Raw genomic sequence first — 22,831 nt, 5'->3', positions numbered from 1 at the left:
CCTGAGGGAGTGGAAATGGTAATGCCGGGAGACAACGCGAACTTCGAGGTTGAGCTGATCGTGCCGATAGCGATGGAAGACGGGCTTCGCTTCGCGGTGCGTGAGGGCGGTCACACGGTGGGCGCCGGCGTCGTCACTCAGATCCTCGAATAAAAATATTGCGATTTAGCGGAGAATCAGGGAGAGGGGGGTTATTCCATGGCGGACATTGTGGGACTGGTCTGCACTCAGTGCAAAAGACGCAACTACACGACGACGGTCAACAAGAAAAAGCAGGCGAAGAAGCTGGAGCTCAAAAAATACTGCAAATGGTGCCGGGCGTCGGTTGTGCACAAAGAATCGAAGTAAGGGAACCGTCTGGGAAACAGGAATGCGGATCTCTGAGGGGCCCGGTCTGCCGGGCCCTTCCGCTTGAAAAAGAGAAGCGAAAAAGGCGCGGGAGAGAAGGTTTAAAGAATATATTATGTTTTTGGTGGATTTGCTCTCGATGCTGACTTGCATAAGAATTTGAAGTAGTGTAGAATACCCAACGTTGTCTCTACGCAGGTCCGTAGCTCAATTGGTAGAGCACCGGTCTCCAAAACCGGGGGTTGCAAGTTCGAGTCTTGCCGGGCCTGCCAATTTCTCATTAAATGGTGGTAGTGTGCGAGAGCGTGACGGGAGGGCAATTGATGTCGAAGGATATAGTACGTTCCATTCCGGGATTTTCCTTTTTGCGGGAGGCGAGAGCTGAGCTCAAAAAGGTGACCTGGCCAGGAAAAACGCAAATCTGGTATTCGACTCTTATCGTCATAGCCTTTACGGTTTGTGTGGCGATTTATCTGGGAATTCTTGATTTTATTCTTACCGGACTCTTTACGACGATTTTGCGTTAGGAACGAATGCAAAAAAGATTTGGAATTTGCGTGTTTCTTAAAAATGTGAAAGCGATGGAATTGTCAGGTCGTACGAGTTGGGGGGTGGGGGGTAGATCCCCCTTAAGTTTATGGAGCCACAGGACGGACGCCGCTGGTATGTAGTCCAGACATACGCCGGTTATGAAAATCGCGTAAAGGCGAATTTGGAGCAGCGTATCGCCACTATGGGAATGGAGAACAATATTTTCAGAGTTCTGATTCCCATAGAAGAACGGGTTTTTGTCAAGGACGGGAAAAGCCGCAAGGTCTCCAGAAAACTCTATCCCAGCTATGTTCTCGTGGAAATGTGCCTTGACGAACAGTCGTGGTATGTGGTGCGTCACACGCCGGGAGTGACCGGGTTTGTGGGAGCCGGCAGTTATCCTTTGCCTCTTTCCGAAAAGGAAGTCCGCGAAATTATGGGACGGATCGGTAAGGAGCAGGCGAAGCCCAAAATTGAAATCAGCCTGAAGCCGGGCGATACGGTGCGGGTGAAGAGCGGGCCTTTTGAGGGACAGGCGGGACCCGTGGCGGAAATCGTTCCCGAAAAGGGCAAGGTAAAATTTATGGTCAGCGTCTTCGGGCGCGAGACCATGGTGGAAACCGACTATTTTCTGCTTGAAAAAATATAGGGCGGCGAACGGCGGCCATATATTTCGCATAAAATTCAGGAAGTAAGGTTTGTTTACGAGAGGGGATTTTGTTTTATGGCAAAGAAGGTAGTAGGACAGGTCAAATTGCAGCTTCCGGCCGGCAAGGCAACTCCTGCTCCGCCTGTGGGACCGGCTTTGGGGCAGCATGGCGTCAATATCATGGAGTTTTGCAAGCAGTTCAATGCCAAAACGTCGGATCAGCCCGGCATGATCATTCCCGCGATCATCACCGTGTATGCGGACCGAAGTTTCACCTTCGAGCTGAAAACTCCTCCCGCCAGCGTACTTCTGAAGAAGGCGGCTGGCATTGAGTCCGGGTCCGGAGTTCCCAACAAGAACAAGGTAGCCAAAATCACCCGGGCGAAGGTGAAGGAGATCGCGGAGCTCAAGCGTCAGGACCTCAACGCCAACGACGTGGAAGCCGCGATACGCATGATCGAGGGAACGGCGCGTTCCATGGGGATCGAGGTACAGTAGGGATTCCTGCGGCAGGCAACACCCCTTTTGCGGAAAACGAAACTTCTGGAAAGGGGATCTGGTGGGAGGATTTTATCCGTTATGACCACTTTGGAGGCAGATTGTTGTGAAGAGAAGCAAACGTTACAGGGAAGCGGCGGCAAAAATCGACCTGACGAAGCAGTACGGCCTGAGAGAGGCCATCGAACTGTTTGGGCAGATCGCCACGGCGAAGTTCAATGAAAGCATGGAAGTCCACGTGCGTCTGGGAGTGGATCCCCGCCATGCCGACCAGCAGGTGAGAAGCACCGTGGGCCTGCCTCACGGTACGGGCGTCACCAAAAGAGTGCTGGTTCTGGCGGCAGGGGAGAAGATCAAAGAAGCCGAAGAGGCGGGCGCCGATATTGTGGGCGGCGAGGATCTCGTGCAGAAAATCACGGGCGGCTGGATGGACTTCGATGCCGTTATCGCGACGCCGGATATGATGAAATCGGTGGGACGTCTGGGTAAGATTCTGGGACCCCGGGGACTGATGCCCAGCGCGAAGACGGGGACGGTCACCTTCGATCTGGCGAACGCGGTGAAGGAAATCAAGGCGGGACGTGTAGAATTTCGTGTGGACAAGGCGGGAATCATTCATAATTTTGTGGGCAAAAAAGGGTTTACGACGGAGCAGCTTTTTGAGAACACCCGGGCTCTTTTGCAGGCCATCATCCGTGCGCGACCCGCGTCGGTAAAGGGAACGTACATCAGAAGCCTTTCCATTGCGCCGACGATGGGGCCGGGAATCACGGTGGACGTTCTTGCCGCGACCCGTGAAATAGCGGTTTCCTGAGCTTCAGACCTCAACTTCAGGCTTCAACATCAGAGGAGTTTGCCCGCGAAATGAATTTTTCGCGTTGCAACAGAATTTGAAACAGAAACTGGAATAAAACAGAAACAGATCAGGACCGAAAACAGCAGGCGCCGTCCTGGACGGCTCAATTTCCTGCCGAGGCCTTTAAGCAGATATGAACAGATAAACTGTGCATGATGTTTATGGTGTCCTCCGTTTTGGGTTGCGGGGGACATTTTTTTGAACTGCGATTTTGGAATTTTTCGGGAGGAGGTGAAATAAACTATGCCGGCAACGATTAAATATGAGCAGGTCGAACTTTTGAAGAGCAAACTGGAGAAGTCCGGGGCTGTTTTCGTTGGCGAATACCGGGGTATGACCGTGGCGCAGAGCACGAAACTGCGCGCGACGGTGCGTGCGGCCGGAGGTGAACTTAAAGTCGCGAAAAATACGCTCTTCTCCATCGCCATGAAGGAGCTGGGAATGACTGCTCTGCCCGAATCCATAACTTCGGGACCCAATATCTACGCCCTGTGTTACGGAGATCCCGTGACCGTCGCCAAGGTTCTGCGGGATTACGCCGCGGACAAGACCCAGAAGGCTTTCATTCTGAAGGGGGGCCTGTTGGGACAGAAGGTTTTGAGTGCGGGACAGCTTCAGGCTCTTGCGGACCTGCCGCCGAAGGATGTCCTGGTGGGACAGGTGGTGCGGACCATCGCCGCGCCTTTGACGGGCCTGGTAACGGTGCTTTCCGGAACGATACGCGGTCTTGTGACCTGCCTCGACCAGATCAGGGAGCAGAAGGAAAAAGCCGCGTAGTCCAGGTTCCTGTTTGGAACAGGGTCTTCCCGCGCAAAAATTTGTGCAAAAAATTGAGATCCTGGGATCGGAGATTCCAGATAAGATTTCAGACAGGATTTCAGAATTAAAAATTTTAGAATTAAAAATTTCAGGAGGTAAAAAATATGTCTCACGACGAACTGATCAAGGCTATTGAAGAAATGACGGTGCTGGAGCTTTCCGAGCTGGTCAAGGCTCTGGAGGATAAATTTGGCGTTTCCGCCGCCGCTCCCGCCATGGCGATGCCCATGATGGCCGTGCCTGGCGCCGCTGCCGCCGCCGAAGAGGAGAAAACGGAATTCGACGTGATCTACAAGGCTCCCGGGGCCAATAAGATCAATGTCATCAAGGTGGTGCGTGAAATTACGGGTCTTGGCCTCAAGGAAGCCAAAGAGCTGGTGGACAATCCTCCCAAGCCCGTCAAGGAAGGCATTGCCAAAGAAGAGGCCGAAGAGATTAAAAAGAAGCTCGCCGAGGCTGGAGCCGAGGTCGAAGTGAAGTAAGTTTTTTTGCCTGAAAAGAAGACGGGCCGCGGGAGCGACCCGTTTTTTGAGGTTTTGACAGTTTTCCGGGCCCCTCATAATTTCGGTCCTCCGGCATTGCGGAATACGTCCGGTATTGTAGAATAGAAGACACATTTTCAGGTCACACATACAGAACGGAGGAAATGTACGTAATGGACAAGAAGGAGAAGGGCGGAAAAGAGAATATCGATGTAAAGGCCGCGGCGATTTTGGATAAGGCAAAAACGAACTGGAAGTACATAGCGGGTGTCGTTGTTCTTCTCATTATTTTGTTTAATATTGTCTGGACTCTGGCGAGCAGCCGCATCGCGCCCCTGTCCGAGGAAGTGCAGAAACTGAAGGACACGGTGGCGGCCTTTGAAACTCGGGTTGCCGAGGCGGAAAAAGGAGTTACGGTGGACGCCGATGCTCTCAAAGCCGATGTGGAATCCATCCGGGGAGCCACCACGAGCTTTGAAACGAAGCTGAACTCCCTCATCCAGACGGAAGAGGCGAAGCTCGAATCGCTCACGAAAGAAGTGGAAAATCAGAAGGCCTACCTCGAACTGCTCAGAAACCTTGCCGTGAAGTAGGAGTAGGAGTAGAAGTAGAAACAGAAGCGGTATATCCAGGCGGTTGCCCTGTCGTTTTGTGGAAACGAGCGGAGGGACTTGTGGCTAAAAAAGTTTTTCTCGTCGATGACGCCGATTTTATAGTGGACATGTTGCGGGTTATTGTGGAGGGCGCGGGGTACAAGGTTGTCGGCAGCGCTTTCAACGGGCCGAAGGCACTGGAAGCGATAGAAAAACTTCCGGAGGATTCGGTTCCTGATATTGTTACTGTGGATTTTCACATGCCTCAAATGGATGGGCTGGAGACGATCAACAGGATTCGCGCGCTTTTGCCGGGAGTACGGATTTTACTGATCAGCGCCCATGCGACGCTTCCCATTGTAATGAAAGCCAAAGAGACGGGTGTGGACGCTTTTATTGCCAAACCCTTCGAACCCAAAACCCTTTTGGAGTTGCTCGAAAAATGGTGATGAGGTTACGCCGAGGGCATCGGGCCTGCATACTGATTCCGAATCGAGGGGGCCTGAGGGCCCCTTTTTTAGTGGTCCCCTGTTCGCCATTTGTTTGTACAGAGGAGTTGCGGCATGAAACAGGATAATATAAGAAATTTTTGCATCATCGCCCACATTGATCATGGGAAATCGACGCTCGCGGATCGTCTGATCGAGGTCACTCATACCGTATCCTCCAGGGATATGCGGGAGCAGCTTCTGGATTCCCTGTCTCTGGAGCGCGAACGGGGCATCACCATCAAACTCGTTCCCGTTCGTATGGACTATACCGCCAAAAACGGACGCAGCTATATTTTGAACCTCATCGATACGCCTGGCCATGTGGACTTCGGTTATGAGGTCTCCCGCTCGCTGGCCGCCTGCGAGGGGGCGCTTCTCGTGGTGGACGCCACCCAGGGCGTCGAGGCTCAAACCGTGGCGAACGCCTGTCAGGCTGTGGATCAGGGGCTTGAAATCATATCGGTCATCAATAAAATTGACCTTCCTTCCGCGCGCCCTGACGTGGCTCGAAAGGAAATTACCGACGTGGTGGGGCTGGACGCCTCGGATGCCATCCTGGCCAGCGCGAAGGAAGGGACGGGGATAGAGGAGATTCTGGAAGGGGTCGTGAACTCCATTCCCGCGCCGGATGGGGACCCGGAGGCTCCGCTGGAGGCTCTGATCTTCGACTCCGTGTACGACAATTATCGCGGCGTTATTTGCTACGTCAGAGTGATGAACGGGACACTGCGGCCGGGGCAGAACATTCTGTTCATGGCCACCAACGGCCGTTATCCCGTGGATGAGGTCGGAGTATTCCGGCCGGGGTTCACTCCGGTAGAACGGCTGGGCCCGGGCGAGGTGGGCTACGTTTCGGCCAGCATCAAAACCCTGGCGGAGGCCCACGTGGGCGACACGATCACCGACGCGGCCAACCCGACGGAAACCCCCCTGCCGGGTTATCGAAAGGTCAAGAGCGTTGTTTTCTGCGGTTTTTACCCCGTAGAACGCGATGAATATCCCCAATTGCGGGACGCTCTGGAGAAACTCTGTCTGAACGACTCGGCGATTACCTTCGAGCCGGAAACATCCGTCGCTTTGGGGTTTGGTTTCCGCTGCGGCTTTTTGGGGATGCTGCACATGGACGTGGCCCGGGAGCGTCTGGAGCGGGAATTCGATGTGAATCTCGTGGCGACCGCCCCCAACGTGGTCTATGAAATTACGACCACCTCCGGAACGGTCATCGAAGCTCATCGTCCCAGCGACTTCCCGGATGTGGGAGAAATCGAGGAAATTCGCGAACCCTTTATAAAACTCTCGGTATTCCTGCCTTCCGAGTACGTAGGGCGGGTCATGCAGCTCGCCCAGGAAAAGCGAGGTCTCTATAAATCCATGGACTACCTGACTCCGGAGCGGGTGCGGCTGGTTTACGACCTTCCTCTGGCGGAGTTCATCACCGATTTTCACGATAAACTGAAGTCTCAGACGCGAGGTTACGCTTCTCTGGATTACGAGTTCATCGGCCTGCGGGCCTCGGATCTGGTGCGGGTGGACGTGCTGGTCAACGGAGAGGCGGCCGACGCGTTTTCCTTCATCTGCCATCGGGACGCCTCCTACAATCGAGGGCACGCAGCCGTGACAAAACTGAAGGAACTGATCCCCAGTCAACTTTTCGAGGTTCCCATACAGGCGTCCATCGGTAAGCGCGTTATCGTTCGGGTCAACGTCAAAGCCCTGCGGAAGGATGTCCTCGCCAAATGTTACGGAGGCGATATTACCCGTAAGCGTAAGCTCCTGGAAAAACAAAAAGACGGTAAAAAGCGCATGAAGCAGATCGGCAGAGTTTCAATTCCCCAGGAGGCTTTTCTGGCGTTCCTCCAGATCGACGGGGAAGAAAAATAAAAACGGGAAATTTGCGGCGCGGCTCTTCTGTGATGTCTCTTTTTTCTCTTTATCTTCACGTTCCCTTCTGCCTTTCCAAATGCGGCTACTGCTCGTTTTACAGTCGAAAGAGCGACTCCGCCTCCGAAGAGGCCTGGCTTGAGACGACAGCCGGAGAGGCGAAAAATATCGGGCGGATATGGGAAGGACGCCCTCCTCTGAGAACGATTTTTATCGGAGGGGGAACGCCCACGGTGTTGTCCTGTTCCTCCTGGGCCCGTTTGCTTCGGATCCTTGAGGGGGCTTTCGACATTTCGGAACTTCGGGAGGCCACGGTGGAGGCGAATCCCTGCTCTCTGACGGAGGAACATCTGCGGCTGTGGAGGGATTCCTTCATCACGCGCGTCAGCATCGGCGTTCAGAGCATGATTGACGAGGAATTGCGCTGGCTGGGACGGCGACACGACAGGACCATGGCCGCCGGCGCAATCGACCTGTCGCTGAACCAGGGCTTCGACGTATCCGCCGACCTGATCTTCGGACTTCCTCTTCAGACGCTGCGGGGGTGGCGCGACTCTCTGCGCCGGGTCACGGCCCTGGGGGTTTCCCATGTCTCCGCCTATCAGCTGACGCTGGAGCCTGACACGCCGCTGGGGAAAAAACTCTTTCACATGGAAAATTACGGGTTGCCGGAAGGGTATCCCTTTTACCGCTTCGCTCAGTGGTATCTTCCGAAAAAAGGGCTTGAACAGTACGAAATTGCCAGTTTTGCCAGGGTAAACCACGAATGCCTGCACAATCTGGCCTACTGGCGGCAGGAAAACGTTCTGGCTCTCGGGCCGTCCGCCTGGGGATACCTGTCGGGGTCCGGTTTGCGCTATCATAATGTCTCCACACTTGAAGAGTATCTTTCTGTGAGAGATACTCTGCCCCTTGCGGGTTCCGAACGCCTTGAGGGACGCGAGAGAGGGCTGGAGGCCGCGATTCTGGCCCTGCGAACCCGATGGGGAATTGATGGAGCGGCCTTTGCGCTTCGCTTCGGCCCGGCTCTGTGGGAGGAAATTGTGAGTTTGCTGGGTCGTCTTCCCCCGCGTCTGGTTCAGGCGGATTCCACCGGAGCGCGGCTGACTCCCGAGGGAATGAGAGTCGGCAACGCCATTTGGGTGGAACTGCTGGATTCTGCAAAATGAAAAAGCGAAAAGTGAAAAATGCAAAATGAAAAGGAGAGGGATGTGAGTTGCGCCAGTTGTCAGTTCTGTTGCTGTCCTTTCTGTGGCTGTTCTCATGGCCTGCGAGGCCCTCGTTTGCGGAGGATGGGCTGACGGAGAACCTCAACGCCTTTGCGATCGATATGTATCGTTCTCTGGTCTCCGGAGAGAACAGCCTGTTTTTTTCGCCCTGCAGCATCGCGACGGGGCTTGCCCTGACCTGTGGAGGGGCGCGGGGCGATACGGCGGAGGAAATGGCAAAAGTTCTGCATGTGACGCCCGGAGTTTCTCTGCACGCTTCGATGAAAGCCCTTCAGGATCATTTCAACGCCCTGGCCGATGACGCGGGGGCCCTGAACGTCGCCAACCGGCTCTGGCTCGACCGGAGACAGACGCTGCTTCCGGAGTACGCCGCCCTTGCGGCAGAGGACTACGACGGCGGCATCGAACGGCTGGATTTTTGGGAAAATGCGGATGGCTCACGGGATACGATCAACCGCTGGGTTTCTGAGAAAACCAACGGGAAAATCAACGATCTTCTGAGCAAAGAGGACGTCACTCCGGTCACCCGTCTGGTTCTGACCAACGCGATTTATTTCCTGTCAGCCTGGCGGGAGCCCTTCCAGGAACGTCTGACGAAGAAAGAACCTTTCCGCATGGGGCGGAACAAGCGGAAAGACGTCTCCATGATGAGGAAGACGGACCGGTTTTCCTATGGTGAAACCCCGGAACTGCAGCTCGTCAAAATTCCTTACAAAATCAGAGGACTGGTTCTTCTGGTCCTTCTGCCCCGGCTGGACGAAAACTCCGACCCTCTGAAAAAACTGGAGAACCTGGAGAAGAAGCTGACACGGGCGGCGCTGAAGGAGTGGACGGCTGCCATGAAGGGCCGTGAAGTCGCTTTGAGACTTCCTCGGTTTCGAGACGAAGGCCGTTACGGGCTGAAGGACGTTCTGGAGCGTTTGGGAATGAAGCTTGCCTTCACCCGGGATGCGGATTTTTCCGGAATGGTGGAAGACCCCCGGAAAAATGGAGGCGATCTCTGCGTCAGTTCTGTAGTTCACAGGGCTTTTATCGCTCTTGACGAGAAAGGAACGGAGGCCGCCGCGGCCACTGCCGTGGTCATGAGGATGAAGGCCACCGCCACAGTCGACAGGGTGAAGCCGGTAGAATTTGTTGCGGATCACCCCTTCATCTATTGCGTTTTGGACGACCGGACCGGAACGATTCTTTTCATGGGGCGGATGACGGATCCCCGGGACGGGAAATAAACGGGCTTTTTCTCAATCAGATTTTTGACTTTAAGCTGGCGTTAAGGGGTGTTTGCCACGATACCGAAGGAAGTTCTGCCTGACGTTTATTTAATTGAAGTTCCCCTGCCGGAGAACCCGCTCCGGAATCTGAACAGTTATTTCATTCGGGGAAAAGATCGAAACCTGCTCATCGACACCGGTTTCAACCGGGAGGAATGTTACGAAGCTCTTGCCGGCGCTCTGGCGGAGCTGGGCGAGGACAGGGACCGGACCGACCTTTTTATTACGCACATGCATTCGGACCACAGCGGGCTGGCGTCCCGCATCGCCGGTGGCGCCTCGAAAATTTACATGGGAGAGAAGGACTGCGTTTATTTTCGGCAGGTTCTTTCCGCGGAGGGCTGGCGGGATATCGACGGTTTTCTTTTTAGTCTGGGTTTTTCCGAGGAGGAAATCCGGCAAAACCATCTGACCAATCCCATACGAAAGTACGCGCCCGCCTGGGACACCCTCTGGACGCCCGTGGCGGACGGATTTTCCCTTGATGTGGGGCGCTATCGCCTCCGTGCGGTGGAAACGCCTGGGCATACGCCCGGACATATGTGCCTGTACGAGGAAAAACAAAAACTGCTTTTTTGTGGAGACCACGTTATTTTCGACATCTCTCCCAACATCGTTTCCTGGAAGGACGAACGGCTTCCTCTGCGCCTGTACATGGAAAGCCTGGCCCTGATACGGACCTTCGAGGTGAAAACGGCGCTGTCCGCTCACCGTCGGGCAATAGGGGACTTCGAGAAACGCATTGACGAGCTGCTCCGGCATCATCGGGTCAGACTGGAAGAAGCTCAAAATCTGGTGGAAGCATATCCCCGTTCAACTGTTTATGCAATTGCGGCTAAAATGACCTGGGTATCCCGCACGGGCTGGCCGGGATTTTCCGTGGCGCAAAAGTGGTTTGCGGTGGGGGAGGCGGCGGCTCATCTCGATTACCTGGCCGCCGAGGGAAAAATAACGCGTGAAATGGAGGGGGAACATTTCGTCTTCTTCAGTTCGGCGGGCAAAAATGAAAAACAGCGATAATACATGATGTTAATCCACAATGATAATAAAGCAGGGAGCGACAGATATGAATATCTTGCCATACGTCCGTAAAGTTCAATTTTATGAAACCGACCAGATGGGAGTGGTGCATCACTCCAATTACATCCACTGGTTTGAGGAAGCCCGGGTGGATCTCATGCAGCAGATGGGGTTTCCCTATGAAGAGGTGGAGGCTCGGGACATTACTTTCGCCGTTCTGAGCCTCTCCTGCGAGTATAAATCCCCGGTGCGTTTCGGAGAGACGGTGCACGTGTTTCCCGGAGTCTCCCAGTGCGATCTGTCGAGGATGGCTATCTGTTATCGCGTGACGGATGCCCGGTCCGGCGCGCTTCGAACCCTGGGGGAGAGCTTTCATTTCTTTTTCAGAAAGACGGACGCCCGACCCGTGTCCCTGAAAAGGGCAATTCCGGAGCTTTATGAGCTGTTTCATTCCCTGAAGGAGCAGGGCGACAAAGCGGCCGGAGCGCAGGTTTTGTAAAGTCAGGGCTTGCGGGTTCTCTTTCTCCGTGAGTCTTCTTTTGCCTTTTTGAAGTATCGGACGACGGTTTTCTGTGCTGATGTGTTCTTTTTGGAATTTTAATGTTAAAATTTTACCAGATTTTGACGTTTCTGGTATTTCTGCGAAGAGTGAAGATGGGTGAATTTTATGGCATGGAATGATGGTTCCGACAGGAGTGGAGAAGAGCCGTTTGTTTTCGTGAGTTACGCTCACGAGGACGGTTATGTGGTATCCTCGGTCATCGAGGGGATTGTGGCCAATGGCTACAAAGTGTGGTACGACCAGGGAATTGATGTTACCACCATATGGACCGATGAAATCGCAAAAGCCATTCTGGGGAGCAGGGTTTTCGTCGTCTTCGTGACGAAGGCCTCCATGGCGTCTCACTACGTTCGGTCTGAAGTGGAATTTGCGCTGGATAAAAACGTAAAGGTCATTCCCATTTATCTGGAGGGGATGGACGTTATGCCTCCGGGGCTGTCTCTGATGTTGCATTCGACCCAGGGGATAGAGGGCAGCGATCCTCAGACGATCATCTTCAAAATATGCAAGTGGCTGATGCAGCAGAACATCAAGGCGGAGGTGCGGAAACCTTCCCCGTCGTCGCCGTTGCCTTCCGCGACGCCCATTGTCAATCCGGTCAGGACGCCGGCGCCGAGGTCTCCCGCGAAGGGGCGGCCGGTGAAGGAGCGGGCGGCCATGCGGGAACGGGTGGTCTGGGAGCCTCGACCGACCCGTTACAGAAATGAAATTCCGGCGCACTTTTTCCCTGTGCTGAGATGGCTGCTGAGAATCACTCTTTTGTTCTGCGGAACGGAAATTCTCAGGGCTTGGCTGTCCATGGGGATGCAGAACACTTTCCTGACGTCGACGCTTCCTTACTGGGGGCTTTCGGCGGTGTTTTTTTACTGGTATTTCGGATGGCGTTACACAGGAGTGAATTCTCTCTTTAACCTGCTGCCCAATCCTCGGTTGTTGCAGTGGCTGCTTTACGTCGCCTGCCTGGGGGGATGGCTGCTGATGACTGCGGACCTGGAAAATGTGAGATTTTTACTTCTTTGGATCTCGCAGCTCGCGGCCCGGCTGAATTTCAAATATATGTGGGATTACAGAACCATCCAGGCGATGAACTTTTACAAAATGCCGGAATGGCTGCAGACGGTGGGGTTTTATGCCTGCGCGGGCAGCGGGGGAATTTTGCTTCTCGAAATGATCGGCGCGTCCTTCCGAAGGCATCGATAACGACATTTTTCCCTGAAACCTCAAAGCCCTGAAATCTCAAGGCAGGCAGGAACGCGTATGCGCTGGACGACAGCTATGCCTTTTCCTTTTCGGGCGCCATCGTCCAAGCCTGCGCGTTCGAGCGGGTCAAACGGTCTTCTGAGGGGCAGGGGAGTGCAGAAAGCGCAGCAGCACACAGCCCAGGATGGCTCCAGGTCCGCTGCTGGCGAGGAAGGCCAGGGCCAGTGTGGCGTACATTCCCGCCCATCCGCCGGAAGGAGACGCAATGAAGGCGGCGACCCCCGCTCCCAGCGTGGCGGTGGCGAAGGGTTCGGCCAGAGCCGCCCAGAAACGGAGTCTGGCCGGCAGCAGTTTCGCCGCGAATCCGACGGCCAGAGCTCCAAAGATACTGCCAGGGAAGGCCAGAAGCGTCCCCGTTCCAAGGGTGTTCCTGACCAGACTGGAGACGAACGCCGCGCCGCAGGCCCAAAATGGACCCAGAATTACACCCGCGAGGCCGTTTACGGCGTGCTGAAAGGGAAGGCACTTCGAAGGGCCCAGAGGAAAGGAGAACGGAGAAAGCAAAACAGCCACGGCGGCAAAAAGCGCCGCCAGAACCATCTTCTGCAGACGCGCCCGCAGAGGATTTTTTGTATCGATTTCAAAGAGCAGCACTTCGAACCAACTCCTTTATGATTTCACCGGATCCGGTGACATAAATTCAGTATCCTTAAAGCGTCTCATCATCTTTAAAGCATCAATTTAAAGCATCATTTTTAAATTTTCGTTGTCGGGTTGATTTTAATCTTCAATACCAGGCATGTCAATCTGTATTCATACATACATAAAACACCGGTGAGCGTAAAAGACGCTATATGATACAATGACCCTAACCTATCCTATCTGTGAATGGAGGCGAAAGTCGATGGAAGTCCGTTTTGTGTTGCGAGGTACAGAGATCGACGGGGGACTCAGAGGTTACATGGAGGGCAAAGTTGCCAAGCTGGAAAAATTTTTCAGTAAGATATTGAACAGCCAGGTGGTTATCAGCCTTCATAAGGGCAATTACAACGTGGAGACGACCGTGAACGCGAACGGGGTGATCCTGCGTGCGGAGGAAAACGCCAACGATCCCCGCAGGGCTTTCGATCTGGCCCTGAAAAATCTTGAGCGTCAAATCAAGCGTCATAATTCTTACCTCAAATCGAAGGGGCAGAACGAATCGACCCTTTCCTTCAGCGATTTTTCATTCAGCATCGAGGGGTTTGAAACCAGTCCGTCGAACGGCGAGGATTTTGCCATAGAGGATCCCGTCATCGAAAAGATCAAGAAAATCCCTCTCTATCCCATGGATCCTCGGGAGGCCGTCATGCAGATGGACCTGGTGGGACACAGTTTCTTCATGTTTCAAAATGCGGAAACCGGCGACGTCAATGTGGTTTACAAACGCCGGGATGGCAACTACGGCCAGCTGGAGCCCCTGAAGTAAAAATCAGTATTTCCACTGAATATTTATTCAATACCACACAAATGAACGGGGTGTTCAATCGAAATTGAGTTTTTCCCATAAATAAGCGTCTGTTGAACGTCTGTTTTTTAAAAACCTGCCTTGTAAGCAAAGAGGCAGGTTTTTTCATTTTGGATCAGGATATGTTCTTTATGAGTATCGCCAAATAAAGTGATAAAATAAAACATATTGTGTTGAATTGAAATTTACACTTGGGTTGTCGACTTTGAATTTAAATTTTCTTCATGTCGTGACGCGGGGGTAATTGTGGAGGATCAAACATGGTACGTAAAAGTGGTGTGCTCCTGCCCCTGAGTTCACTGCCATCAAAGTATGGAATCGGAGATATGGGTCCGGAGGCGACTCGTTTCATCGAGTTTTTAAAGAAGGCCGGCCAGAAGATATGGCAGGTTTTGCCTTTAAACGTCACTGACGACGGCCAGGGAAACTCTCCTTACAGTTCTCCTTCGGCTTTTGCCGGAAACCCGCTTTTGATAAGTCCTGAACTGATGGTGAACTCAGGGCTTCTGGACAGGGACGACCTGAGGGACGTCTCCGAGTTCTCGTCGGGAAGGGTCGACTATGAGCTGGTGCGGGCGTCGAGAAAGACGCTTCTGCAGCGGGCGTGGCTCAACTTCAAAAGCTCCCGGCGCCGGGGAGAATTTGACGATTTTTTTGTCAATAACCGTTACTGGCTGGAGGCCTACAGTTTTTTTGAGGCCATCAAACAGGACAGGGGAGGGCAGTGTTGGCTTGAATGGCCGGAAGGGCTGAAATTCCGGCACCATGAAGCCCTGCACCGCACCTGGGAAACCCTGTCGGACGTCATAGAATATCATCGATTCGTTCAGTTCGTTTTTTACAGTCAAATCGGAAAGCTCCGGGAATGCCTCGACCGGTTCGACATTGAGCTGGTTGGAGATATGCCCATCTACGTGACCCTTGACAGCGCCGACGTGTGGGCGAATCCCCATCTTTTCGAGCTGGATGAGAAGATGGAGCCCGTTTCCGTGGCCGGAGTTCCGCCGGACTACTACAGCGAAACCGGACAGCTCTGGGGAAACCCTCTCTATCGATGGGATGCCATGGCGGCGGACGGATTCCAGTGGTGGATGAACCGCCTCCATCACCTGTTGCGTTATTTTGATAAAGTGAGAATCGACCATTTTCGGGGGCTCATCGGCTACTGGACGGTGCCGGGAGGGGCCGCCACCGCCGAAAAGGGATTCTGGCGCAGCGCTCCCCACGAGCGTTTTTTCGAAAGGCTGTGCTGGGAGTTTCCCGAGCATCCATTCTGGGCCGAGAACCTGGGCTTCCTCACCCCTGAAATCGAACTCGCCCGAAAAGGCATGGGCCTGCCGGGGATGCTGGTGCTGCATTTTGCCTTCGATTCCCCCGCCGACAATCCCTACGCGCCCCACAACCATACCCCCGACAGCATCGTCTACACGGGAACCCACGACAACAACACGTCACTCGGCTGGTTCGAGGAAGACGCGACCCCCGTTGAAATTGCCAACCTCATTTTGTACCTCGGCAGAGAGATCTCCCGGGACACCATCTGCGGTGACATGATACGCATGGCGATGTGTTCCGTGGCGGAGACGGCCATTGTGCAGATGCAGGATTATCTTGAGCTGGATGCCCGGAGCCGGATCAACGTTCCTTCCACCCCCTCCGGAAACTGGGAGTGGCGTCTGACGCCTTCTCAGATCACCGATGAGCTGGCCGCCCGTATGCTGGAGATAACGAAACTCTACGGACGCTTACCCGCTGACCCCGTGAAAGTCATGATGGCGTAGTCTGAAGCGTCACTCGGCGTGTGCCGGGCGAACGAATTTATGAGATAATCTGTCATGATCCGCGAATCAGCACTGCTAATGGCGCAGATCCCTTGCAGGAGGGAAAGGAGCTTGTAAAATTATGATACCACGACTTCATCGCAGCGACCTTAGTAATTCTTTGAGAACACTGATGGAAAATGACCCCGCCTTCCGGCCTCTCGCCTATTTTTCCATGGAAGTGGGCCTGAAGGAGTCCATTCCCACCTATTCCGGCGGCCTTGGGGTGCTGGCCGGAGACATCCTGAAAAGCGCGGCCGACCTGAGCGTCCCCATGGCAGGGGTGACTCTGCTTTATCGCAAGGGCTATTTCGTTCAGGAGTTCAACGACGACGGCTGGCAGAAGGAAAAACCGGTCCAGTGGAATCCCGCTCACGAGTTGCGGCTGCTTCCCAACCGCGTTTCCATCACCCTGCAGGGCCGGGAAATTCAGATAGGCGTGTGGGTCTACGAAATCATCGGAGCCACGGGGTATCCCCTTCCGGTGTATTTCCTCGACACCGACTTCGAGCCCAACAATCCGGAGGATCGCAAGTTCTGCTGGTATCTTTACGGCGGAGACAATAATTATCGCCTCTGTCAGGAGTTCATCCTTGGCGTAGGCGGTCTTCGCATGCTGCGGGACCTGGGTTACATGAACATCGAAACCTTCCACCTGAACGAAGGACACGCCGGTTTTCTCACCCTGGAGCTGATGCGGGAGCAGGGATACTACGATCCGGATAAAATTCGGGAGCAGGTGGTGTTCACCACTCACACGCCGGTTCCCGCGGGGCACGATTATTTCGAGTTCGGGCTCATCGACCGGGCGTTTCCGCCGGATGCCCTCAGTACCATCAAGCGCATGATGCCCGACCTGCCAGGGGTTTCCATGACGGAGCTGGGCCTGCGCTACAGCCGCTACGTCAACGGCGTGGCGAAAAAGCACGCCGAGGTGAGCAACGCCATGTTCAAAATGGAAACGGTGGACTGGATCACCAATGGCGTTCATCCCACCACCTGGGTGAGCTCCGGAATGCGCCGGCTCTACAACAAACATATTCCAGGATGGGAGCAGGACCCCGGGCGTCTCGTTCAGGCCCTCACCATCCCGAAGGAAGAGCTTTGGGCGGCTCATCAGGCCGCGAAGCTTCGGCTCTTCGCCCGGGTTCTGGAAACCACGGGCAGTCAGCTGGACCCCGAAATTCTGACCCTTGGGTTTGCCCGCCGGGCCGCCACCTATAAACGGGCCGACCTCCTGTTTTCCGATCTGAAGCGGTTCATGGAGGTGGTGGGAGACCGGAAGGTGCAGTTTATTTTCGCGGGTAAGGCCCATCCTCACGACAACGGGGGGAAGGCCGTGCTTCAGAAGATCAAAAAGACGACCAAAGAGCTGGAGGACAAGGTTTCCATTGTGTTTATCGATAACTATAACATGGAAATCGCGTCTCTGCTGACTCAGGGCGTGGATCTGTGGCTGAACACGCCCATGCGTCCCAGGGAAGCCAGCGGAACCAGCGGGATGAAATGCACGTTGAACGGCATTATGAACTTTTCCGTTTTGGACGGATGGTGGATCGAGGGCTGGATTGAAGACGTCACGGGCTGGTCCATCGGGCCGGAGCCCAGCGCGGCCGATTACGACCGGCGTTACGACGAATCCCTGGACGCCATCGACCTCTACAATAAACTGGAGCAGAAAATCATACCCACCTACTATAACAATCATGAAAAATGGGTAAGCATGATGCAGCACACTATCGCCCTCAACGCCTCTTTCTTCAACACTCATCGCGTGGTTCGGGAGTACGCTTCGAAGGCGTATTTTATCGATTTCCGGGGAATGTAGGCGGGCTTTGAAATGGAAACGCGGCCTGCGCGGGTTCTCTTTGTAGGTACGGAGCTCTCTCCCTTCTCCAAAGTGGGAGGACTGGGCGATGTTATGGGGTCTCTGCCGAAGGCCCTGGCTCAGTGCGGCGTCGATGTTCGGGTGGTGACTCCCGCGTGGCCGGGTGTTTTGCAGAAAATTCGGGACAGAGGCTGTACCGTTGTCACGCTTCCTCTGCGGGTGACGGCGGCCTGTGCCTGGCGAACGGTGGAGGCCGCCATTCACTGTGTCGACGTGGATGGTATTCCCACGTATTTCCTGGAATCGGATTACTATGGGGGAGATATGTACCCCTGGACGCTGGACGCCGAGTCGGTACGACCTTTTGTGGTTTTCTGCACTCAGGCTTTGGAGCTGGGCAGAGTCATCGACTGGGAGCCCGATGTTTTTCACTGCCACGACTGGCCCACGGCGTATCTGCCCTGCGCTCTGAAGTGGCATCGTCATTATCGGGGACAATACCGGAAGGAGGGCCGTCCTGCCACCGTTCTGACTCTGCATAACGTGGCTCATCAGGGTATTTTCTCCCCGGGGCCCTTTTTTGAGGAGTCCGGGCTGGATCCGTCCTGTTTCAACATGAAGGAACTGGAATTTTATGGAGTGATCAATCTTCTGAAGGGAGGAATTGTGAGCTCCACGGCCGTCACCACGGTTTCTCCGCGTTACGCCTGGGAAATACAGACCTGGGAATCCACGCAGGTGCTGTCCGGGGTCATTTACGAGCAGCGTCACAAACTGCGCGGCATTCTGAACGGAATCGACGTGGACTACTGGAACCCGGAGACGGATCCGTTGCTGCCGGAGTGCTATTCGCTGGCTTCGCCGACGGGAAAACACGCCTGCCGAAAAGAGCTTTTGAAAAATACGGATTTCAGCCTCGACTGGGAAGGCCCTCTGGTGGTTTGCGTTTCCCGCCTCGTGGAACAAAAGGGGTTTGACATCATTCTTCCCGCGCTCAGGCACATTGCGACTCTCGGGGCAAAGTTCATTTTTCTGGGCAGCGGACACAGCTGGATCGAGAGCGCCCTGCGTGAAGCGGTGACGTCTCATCGAGACTCGCTGTGTTTTTTTTCCGGGTACAACGAACCTCTGGCGCACCTTCTTTACGCCGGAGGCGACATCTACCTGATGCCCTCGCTTTTTGAGCCCTGCGGTCTTTCCCAGATGATAGCCATGCGTTACGGAACCGTTCCGGTGGTTCGGGAGGTCGGAGGTCTGATCGACACTGTGACCGATGTGGATGCGGAAGGGGGCGGCAACGGCTTTACTTTCCTGACGTACGATACCCAGGGAATGTTATGGTCTTTACGCAGAGCTGTCGAACGTTTCAGGAACACGAAAGCCTGGAAAAAAATACAGACCAGAGGAATGAAGGAAGACTTTTCCTGGAAAAAGTCGGCTTTGCTCTATCGGGGTTTGTATCAGGCTATTCTGAAAGAAGGTGGATAACATGTACGGAGGGAAATATGGGCGCGTGTTGGGGCTTGTGCTCGCCGGAGGCAAGGGAGAACGCCTGATGCCTCTGACGCGTTATCGGGCGAAACCGGCCGTGTATTTCGGAGCGAAGTATCGTATTATCGATTTTGCCCTCTCCAATCTCGTCAACAGCGGGATCTTTGCCATCTATGTCCTTGTTCAGTTCAAGAGCCAGTCCCTGAACGAGCACATCGAGCGAGGCTGGCAGTTTGGCGGAGCCCTGCGGGGTCGCGATTTTTTCGTGACTCTCGTTCCCGCGCAAATGTGGCGTGGAGAGCACTGGTTTCAGGGCACGGCGGACGCCGTTTTTCAGAACCTCCATCTCATTTCCATCTTTCGGGCGGATTTAGTCTGCATTTTTGCCGCGGACCACATCTACAAGATGGACGTTGAGCAGATGCTCGCCCGTCACGTGGACCGCAAAGCGGACGTTACCGTCGCCGCCAACGTTGTTCCTGCGTCGGAAGCCCATCAGTTCGGCTGCATCAAAACCGACAGCTCGGGGCGTATCATCGAATTTCTCGAAAAACCCACAGTTCCGCCGGAAATTCCCGACAATCCGGGATTTTGCTATGTTTCCATGGGCAACTACATTTTCAGACGCGACATCCTGGAGGAGTCGCTGGTTTTTGATTCTCAGCAGCCCACGAGCCACGATTTCGGCCGCGACATCATTCCAGGGCTGGTGCAGCAGAACGCCAGGGTTTACGCCTATGATTTTTCGACGAACGTGCTGCCCCGTTCCGCGCGGGAAATCGAGCACACTCACCAGTGGCGCGAGGACAAGCCCTACTGGCGCGACGTGGGAACGATCAAAGCCTACTGGCAGGCCCATATGGAGCTGCTTTCCTACGATTCGGAGATGACGCTCTACAACCCCCTCTGGCCAATACGTACGGTCTCCTTTGCGGATCCTCCGTCCTATTCCTATCCCGTGGAGGGGCAGGACTGCACGGTCAACCGCGTTCTTCTGGCGGAGGGCAGCCGTATTCTCGGCGCTCAGGTCCACAACTCCGTGCTGTCCCGCAACTGTGTGATCCAGCCGGGCTCTCGCGTCGAGGAGAGCATTATCGGTCAGGGTGTTGTCATCGGGAAAAACTGCCGTATTCGGCGCGCCATTATCGACGCCCACAACAACATTGCGGACAACACCGTTATCGGGGAGGACCCGGAGGCCGACGCCCGTAATTATTCCATCGACCCCGGTTCGGGCATCGTAACCCTGGGGATGCCGCGCATCCAGTATCAGAAGGACATCGACGAAAAGGCGATCGACACTTTTTCCTGGACCACATTTTCCTGATTGAACAAAATTATTGAACAAAATTTTTTGATGGGCTGATTCCAGCGGCAGTGCAGAACAGAGCGAGCGCGGCTTCCGATTGACAGAGGAAGCCGCGCTTTTTGCATGACGCTGATCTTTTTCGGAAAAAATCGGATTTTCGCCTGCGTGATGACACCGAGGACAAAAAAGAAGGCACAGGTTATAAAAAGAGTGAGGGAGTTGCAGGGGTTTCACAGAACTCCGTCAGAGAAAGGTCGCGCGCGCAACAGTTATCAATATGATCGTGATGATTGTGGCAAAAATATAAATCGTGATAAAAATGATAAATGGGGAAAACCGATAATGAAAATCAAAACGAAACTGCTTTTGCTGTCGGGTATTGTCGTGGTGCTGGTGCTGTCGCTCATTGGAATCATGTACTTCAGAACATCGCGTATCGCCTCGGGCCTTGTCGATACGGAGGCGATGCAGACCGTTCAGCACCTGAGCGATGCTGTGGACACCTATTTTACCTTCATAAAGAGCATCGGCGACAATATCGCTCCGGTGGTCCGGCAGTTGTTTGCCGAAGACGGAAGCATCGACAGAAAGCACCTGGAGACGGCTCTGACCGATGCCCTGAATCAGAATATAAAGCAGGATGTGTTCGACCTGTACGCCGGCATTGAAAAGGATGGTTCCACCACGGGCTGGGACGCACCCGCGGCCTACGATTCCCGAACCCGCCCCTGGTACAGGAATGCCGTGGCGGCAGGGAAAACGGTGGTCACTCCGCCGTATCTCGACGCCAATACGGGAAAAATCATCCTGTCCACGGGAACTCCCATATATGGAGCAAATAACAAACTTTTGGGCGTCATCGGCATTGACGTATCCCTGGAGAAAATTGGCATGAAAATCCGGAACGCCAAAGTATTTGGAGCAGGATACGGTATTCTTCTGGCTTCGGACGGCCTGGTTCTGGAGCACCCCACATCGTCTTTCATCGCGGAGGAAAATCTGGCCAAAACCAGCAGTAATATCCATGAAGACCTGGCGGAGTTGGGACGACAGATGATCGCCGGCGGCAGCGGCTTCGGGGATTACGAATGGCAGGGGAGCTCTCGAAGGCTTTATTATACCACGGGCGAGGCCGGGTACGTCTCGGCGCTGATGTTTCCCAAAGAGCAGCTGTCCGTTATCGTTCGAAATGCGACGACGGTGCAGATCGTGATCGGCGTGACCGCCATGGTTTTTTTGATTGTCTGTATGTTTTGTACAATCCTCAGCATAACAAAACCCATGAGAGCCGTTCAGGTAACCGCCGAACGCATGGCCTCTCTGAATTTGACGCCGGACCCTGAAGCCGTGAAAATCGTCGCGAAACTCAACCCCCAAACGGAACTGGGCTCCATGGTGACGGCGATGCGGCACATGCGCGATGCCTTTATCGACATCGTGGGTTCCGTCCGGGACGAGGTGAAACAACTGGCATCCTCCTCGAATTCTCTGGATAGCCTGAGGCTGGAGGCCACAACCGAAGTCGAGGATGTGGGCAAATCCGCTGTGAATGTTGAGCGTTTGGCCAGGGACGCTCTGAGTTCCGTTGAAAATACAGTCCTCTCCGTTCAGGAAGTGACCCAGGCCGCGACGATGACGGCTGTTTCGGCGACGCGGGGGGCTGAGGCCTCAAACGCAACCTCGGAACTCAGCGCCTCCGTTGCCGCGATGATGAATGCTTTCGTCGAAGAACTGCAGGGAGTTGGCGTCGCTTCCGCCGAAAACCGTCAGGGAATGATGGAGGTTGGCAGTTCCGTAACCGCCATCGCGGAGTTCGTCATCACGATTCGGAACATTGCGAGCCAGACCAACCTGCTGGCTTTGAACGCCGCCATCGAAGCGGCCCGGGCGGGAGAAACCGGACGGGGATTTGCCGTGGTGGCGGACGAAGTGCGCAAACTGGCGGAAGAATCCAATATCGCCTCCCACCACGTGGCGGAAATGATAGAAAAACTGGAGCTGGGAACCCGGAACGCCGTCACCTCCACTCAGGAGTCCGCGGAGATTATCGCAGCCATCATGACAAGGGCCAAAGAAACCCAGGCAAGTCTGAAAAATGCCCTGACAGAGATCGACAAGGTCAACGAGGCCGTGCAGACCATTGCGGCGGCGGCAGAGGAGCAGGCGGCCTCCAGCAACGAAATCGCGGAATCCTCCAGACAGGCGCAAAACAGTATAGGCAACGTCAGCAATGAAATCTCCGCTATTTCACAGTCCGCGGGGTACACGCAGGAAGCGATCCGGAAGGTAGCGGAGGAAGCCGAAAACGTGGCCGCCATTTCTGAGCGTCTTGAGGAGATGATGGAGCGTTTCATTACCGATGAAATGGAAGAGTTCGGCGATAAAGCTGAAATTGCCGTTCTTCGTCGGGCAAAATAATACTCCCCCGTATCTTCCGGAAGCCTTC

At 54.4% G+C, this 22,831-nt stretch carries 23 protein-coding genes, 1 tRNA gene and 1 other annotated feature; of the genes, 23 read left to right on the top strand and 1 reads right to left on the bottom strand.

The features are described from left to right. The 17 genes from tuf to LBR61_13135 form a co-directional block, all read left to right on the top strand. Positions 1–153, top strand: a 153-nt coding sequence (tuf, locus tag LBR61_13215) for an elongation factor Tu (protein MDR1733040.1), incomplete at its 5' end; no start/stop codon positions are given. 45 nt (positions 154–198) lie between these two features. Continuing rightward, on the top strand, positions 199–348 hold the full coding sequence (rpmG, locus tag LBR61_13210; protein ID MDR1733039.1) for a 50S ribosomal protein L33: 150 nt from the start codon (positions 199–201) through the stop codon (positions 346–348). Between the two features lie 196 nt (positions 349–544). After that, a tRNA-Trp gene (locus LBR61_13205) sits at positions 545–620 on the top strand. 51 nt (positions 621–671) lie between these two features. Continuing rightward, a complete protein-coding gene (gene secE, locus LBR61_13200; GenBank protein ID MDR1733038.1) occupies positions 672–875 on the top strand; it encodes a preprotein translocase subunit SecE in 204 nt (67 codons plus the stop codon). 110 nt (positions 876–985) lie between these two features. Then, positions 986–1,528: a transcription termination/antitermination protein NusG gene (gene nusG, locus LBR61_13195; GenBank protein ID MDR1733037.1), complete on the top strand. Its 543-nt coding sequence runs from the start codon at positions 986–988 to the stop codon at positions 1,526–1,528. 75 nt (positions 1,529–1,603) lie between these two features. Next, positions 1,604–2,026 carry a 50S ribosomal protein L11 gene (gene rplK / locus LBR61_13190; protein MDR1733036.1) on the top strand — a complete coding sequence of 141 codons (423 nt, stop codon included), beginning with the start codon at positions 1,604–1,606 and terminating at the stop codon, positions 2,024–2,026. Between the two features lie 100 nt (positions 2,027–2,126). Then, entirely contained in the window at positions 2,127–2,840 is a 714-nt protein-coding gene (rplA, locus tag LBR61_13185) for a 50S ribosomal protein L1 (GenBank protein ID MDR1733035.1), read from the top strand. A gap of 97 nt (positions 2,841–2,937) precedes the next feature. Beyond that, positions 2,938–3,089 (top strand) — a sequence feature (ribosomal protein L10 leader region). Between the two features lie 36 nt (positions 3,090–3,125). Beyond that, complete coding sequence (gene rplJ / locus LBR61_13180; protein MDR1733034.1) at positions 3,126–3,659, top strand: 50S ribosomal protein L10; 534 nt, start codon at positions 3,126–3,128, stop codon at positions 3,657–3,659. A 146-nt stretch (positions 3,660–3,805) separates the two neighbouring features. Continuing rightward, entirely contained in the window at positions 3,806–4,183 is a 378-nt protein-coding gene (gene rplL, locus LBR61_13175; protein MDR1733033.1) for a 50S ribosomal protein L7/L12, read from the top strand. A 173-nt stretch (positions 4,184–4,356) separates the two neighbouring features. Beyond that, positions 4,357–4,776, top strand: coding sequence for a DUF2730 domain-containing protein (locus tag LBR61_13170; GenBank protein MDR1733032.1), 420 nt, complete (start codon positions 4,357–4,359; stop codon positions 4,774–4,776). Between the two features lie 80 nt (positions 4,777–4,856). Then, a complete protein-coding gene (locus tag LBR61_13165; protein MDR1733031.1) occupies positions 4,857–5,225 on the top strand; it encodes a response regulator in 369 nt (122 codons plus the stop codon). A gap of 114 nt (positions 5,226–5,339) precedes the next feature. After that, on the top strand, positions 5,340–7,148 hold the full coding sequence (gene lepA, locus LBR61_13160) for a translation elongation factor 4 (protein MDR1733030.1): 1,809 nt from the start codon (positions 5,340–5,342) through the stop codon (positions 7,146–7,148). A gap of 32 nt (positions 7,149–7,180) precedes the next feature. After that, positions 7,181–8,317 (top strand): radical SAM family heme chaperone HemW, encoded by a 1,137-nt coding sequence (hemW, locus tag LBR61_13155; GenBank protein MDR1733029.1) that lies wholly within the window; start codon positions 7,181–7,183, stop codon positions 8,315–8,317. 47 nt (positions 8,318–8,364) lie between these two features. Next, positions 8,365–9,606, top strand: coding sequence for a serpin family protein (locus LBR61_13150; protein ID MDR1733028.1), 1,242 nt, complete (start codon positions 8,365–8,367; stop codon positions 9,604–9,606). Between the two features lie 48 nt (positions 9,607–9,654). Further along, positions 9,655–10,668, top strand: coding sequence for an MBL fold metallo-hydrolase (locus tag LBR61_13145; GenBank protein MDR1733027.1), 1,014 nt, complete (start codon positions 9,655–9,657; stop codon positions 10,666–10,668). Positions 10,669–10,714: 46 nt separating this feature from the next. Then, positions 10,715–11,167 carry an acyl-CoA thioesterase gene (locus LBR61_13140; protein ID MDR1733026.1) on the top strand — a complete coding sequence of 151 codons (453 nt, stop codon included), beginning with the start codon at positions 10,715–10,717 and terminating at the stop codon, positions 11,165–11,167. A gap of 168 nt (positions 11,168–11,335) precedes the next feature. Next, entirely contained in the window at positions 11,336–12,430 is a 1,095-nt protein-coding gene (locus tag LBR61_13135) for a toll/interleukin-1 receptor domain-containing protein (GenBank protein ID MDR1733025.1), read from the top strand. A gap of 126 nt (positions 12,431–12,556) precedes the next feature. On the opposite strand, the gene thiW is transcribed toward LBR61_13135, so the two are convergent. Then, positions 12,557–13,084 carry an energy coupling factor transporter S component ThiW gene (thiW, locus tag LBR61_13130; protein MDR1733024.1) on the bottom strand — a complete coding sequence of 176 codons (528 nt, stop codon included), beginning with the start codon at positions 13,082–13,084 and terminating at the stop codon, positions 12,557–12,559. Between the two features lie 250 nt (positions 13,085–13,334). Between thiW and raiA the strand changes: the two genes are divergently transcribed. The 6 genes from raiA (at position 13,335) to LBR61_13100 (ending at position 22,803) form a co-directional block, all read left to right on the top strand. Next, positions 13,335–13,898 (top strand): ribosome-associated translation inhibitor RaiA, encoded by a 564-nt coding sequence (gene raiA, locus LBR61_13125; protein ID MDR1733023.1) that lies wholly within the window; start codon positions 13,335–13,337, stop codon positions 13,896–13,898. 299 nt (positions 13,899–14,197) lie between these two features. Then, positions 14,198–15,718: a 4-alpha-glucanotransferase gene (gene malQ, locus LBR61_13120; GenBank protein MDR1733022.1), complete on the top strand. Its 1,521-nt coding sequence runs from the start codon at positions 14,198–14,200 to the stop codon at positions 15,716–15,718. A 172-nt stretch (positions 15,719–15,890) separates the two neighbouring features. Next, positions 15,891–17,585: an alpha-glucan family phosphorylase gene (gene glgP / locus LBR61_13115; protein MDR1733021.1), complete on the top strand. Its 1,695-nt coding sequence runs from the start codon at positions 15,891–15,893 to the stop codon at positions 17,583–17,585. Positions 17,586–17,597: 12 nt separating this feature from the next. Beyond that, entirely contained in the window at positions 17,598–19,073 is a 1,476-nt protein-coding gene (locus LBR61_13110) for a glycogen synthase (GenBank protein ID MDR1733020.1), read from the top strand. A gap of 1 nt (position 19,074) precedes the next feature. Beyond that, positions 19,075–20,403, top strand: coding sequence for a glucose-1-phosphate adenylyltransferase (gene glgC, locus LBR61_13105; protein MDR1733019.1), 1,329 nt, complete (start codon positions 19,075–19,077; stop codon positions 20,401–20,403). Between the two features lie 324 nt (positions 20,404–20,727). Beyond that, positions 20,728–22,803 carry a methyl-accepting chemotaxis protein gene (locus tag LBR61_13100; protein MDR1733018.1) on the top strand — a complete coding sequence of 692 codons (2,076 nt, stop codon included), beginning with the start codon at positions 20,728–20,730 and terminating at the stop codon, positions 22,801–22,803. The last annotated feature ends 28 nt before the right edge of the window (positions 22,804–22,831 follow it).

Source organism: Synergistaceae bacterium, from assembly GCA_031272035.1.
Lineage (GTDB): Bacteria > Synergistota > Synergistia > Synergistales > Aminobacteriaceae > JAISSA01.
Note: the sequence above shows the minus strand (reverse complement) of the source record. Positions and strands in the feature narration are given on the sequence as shown.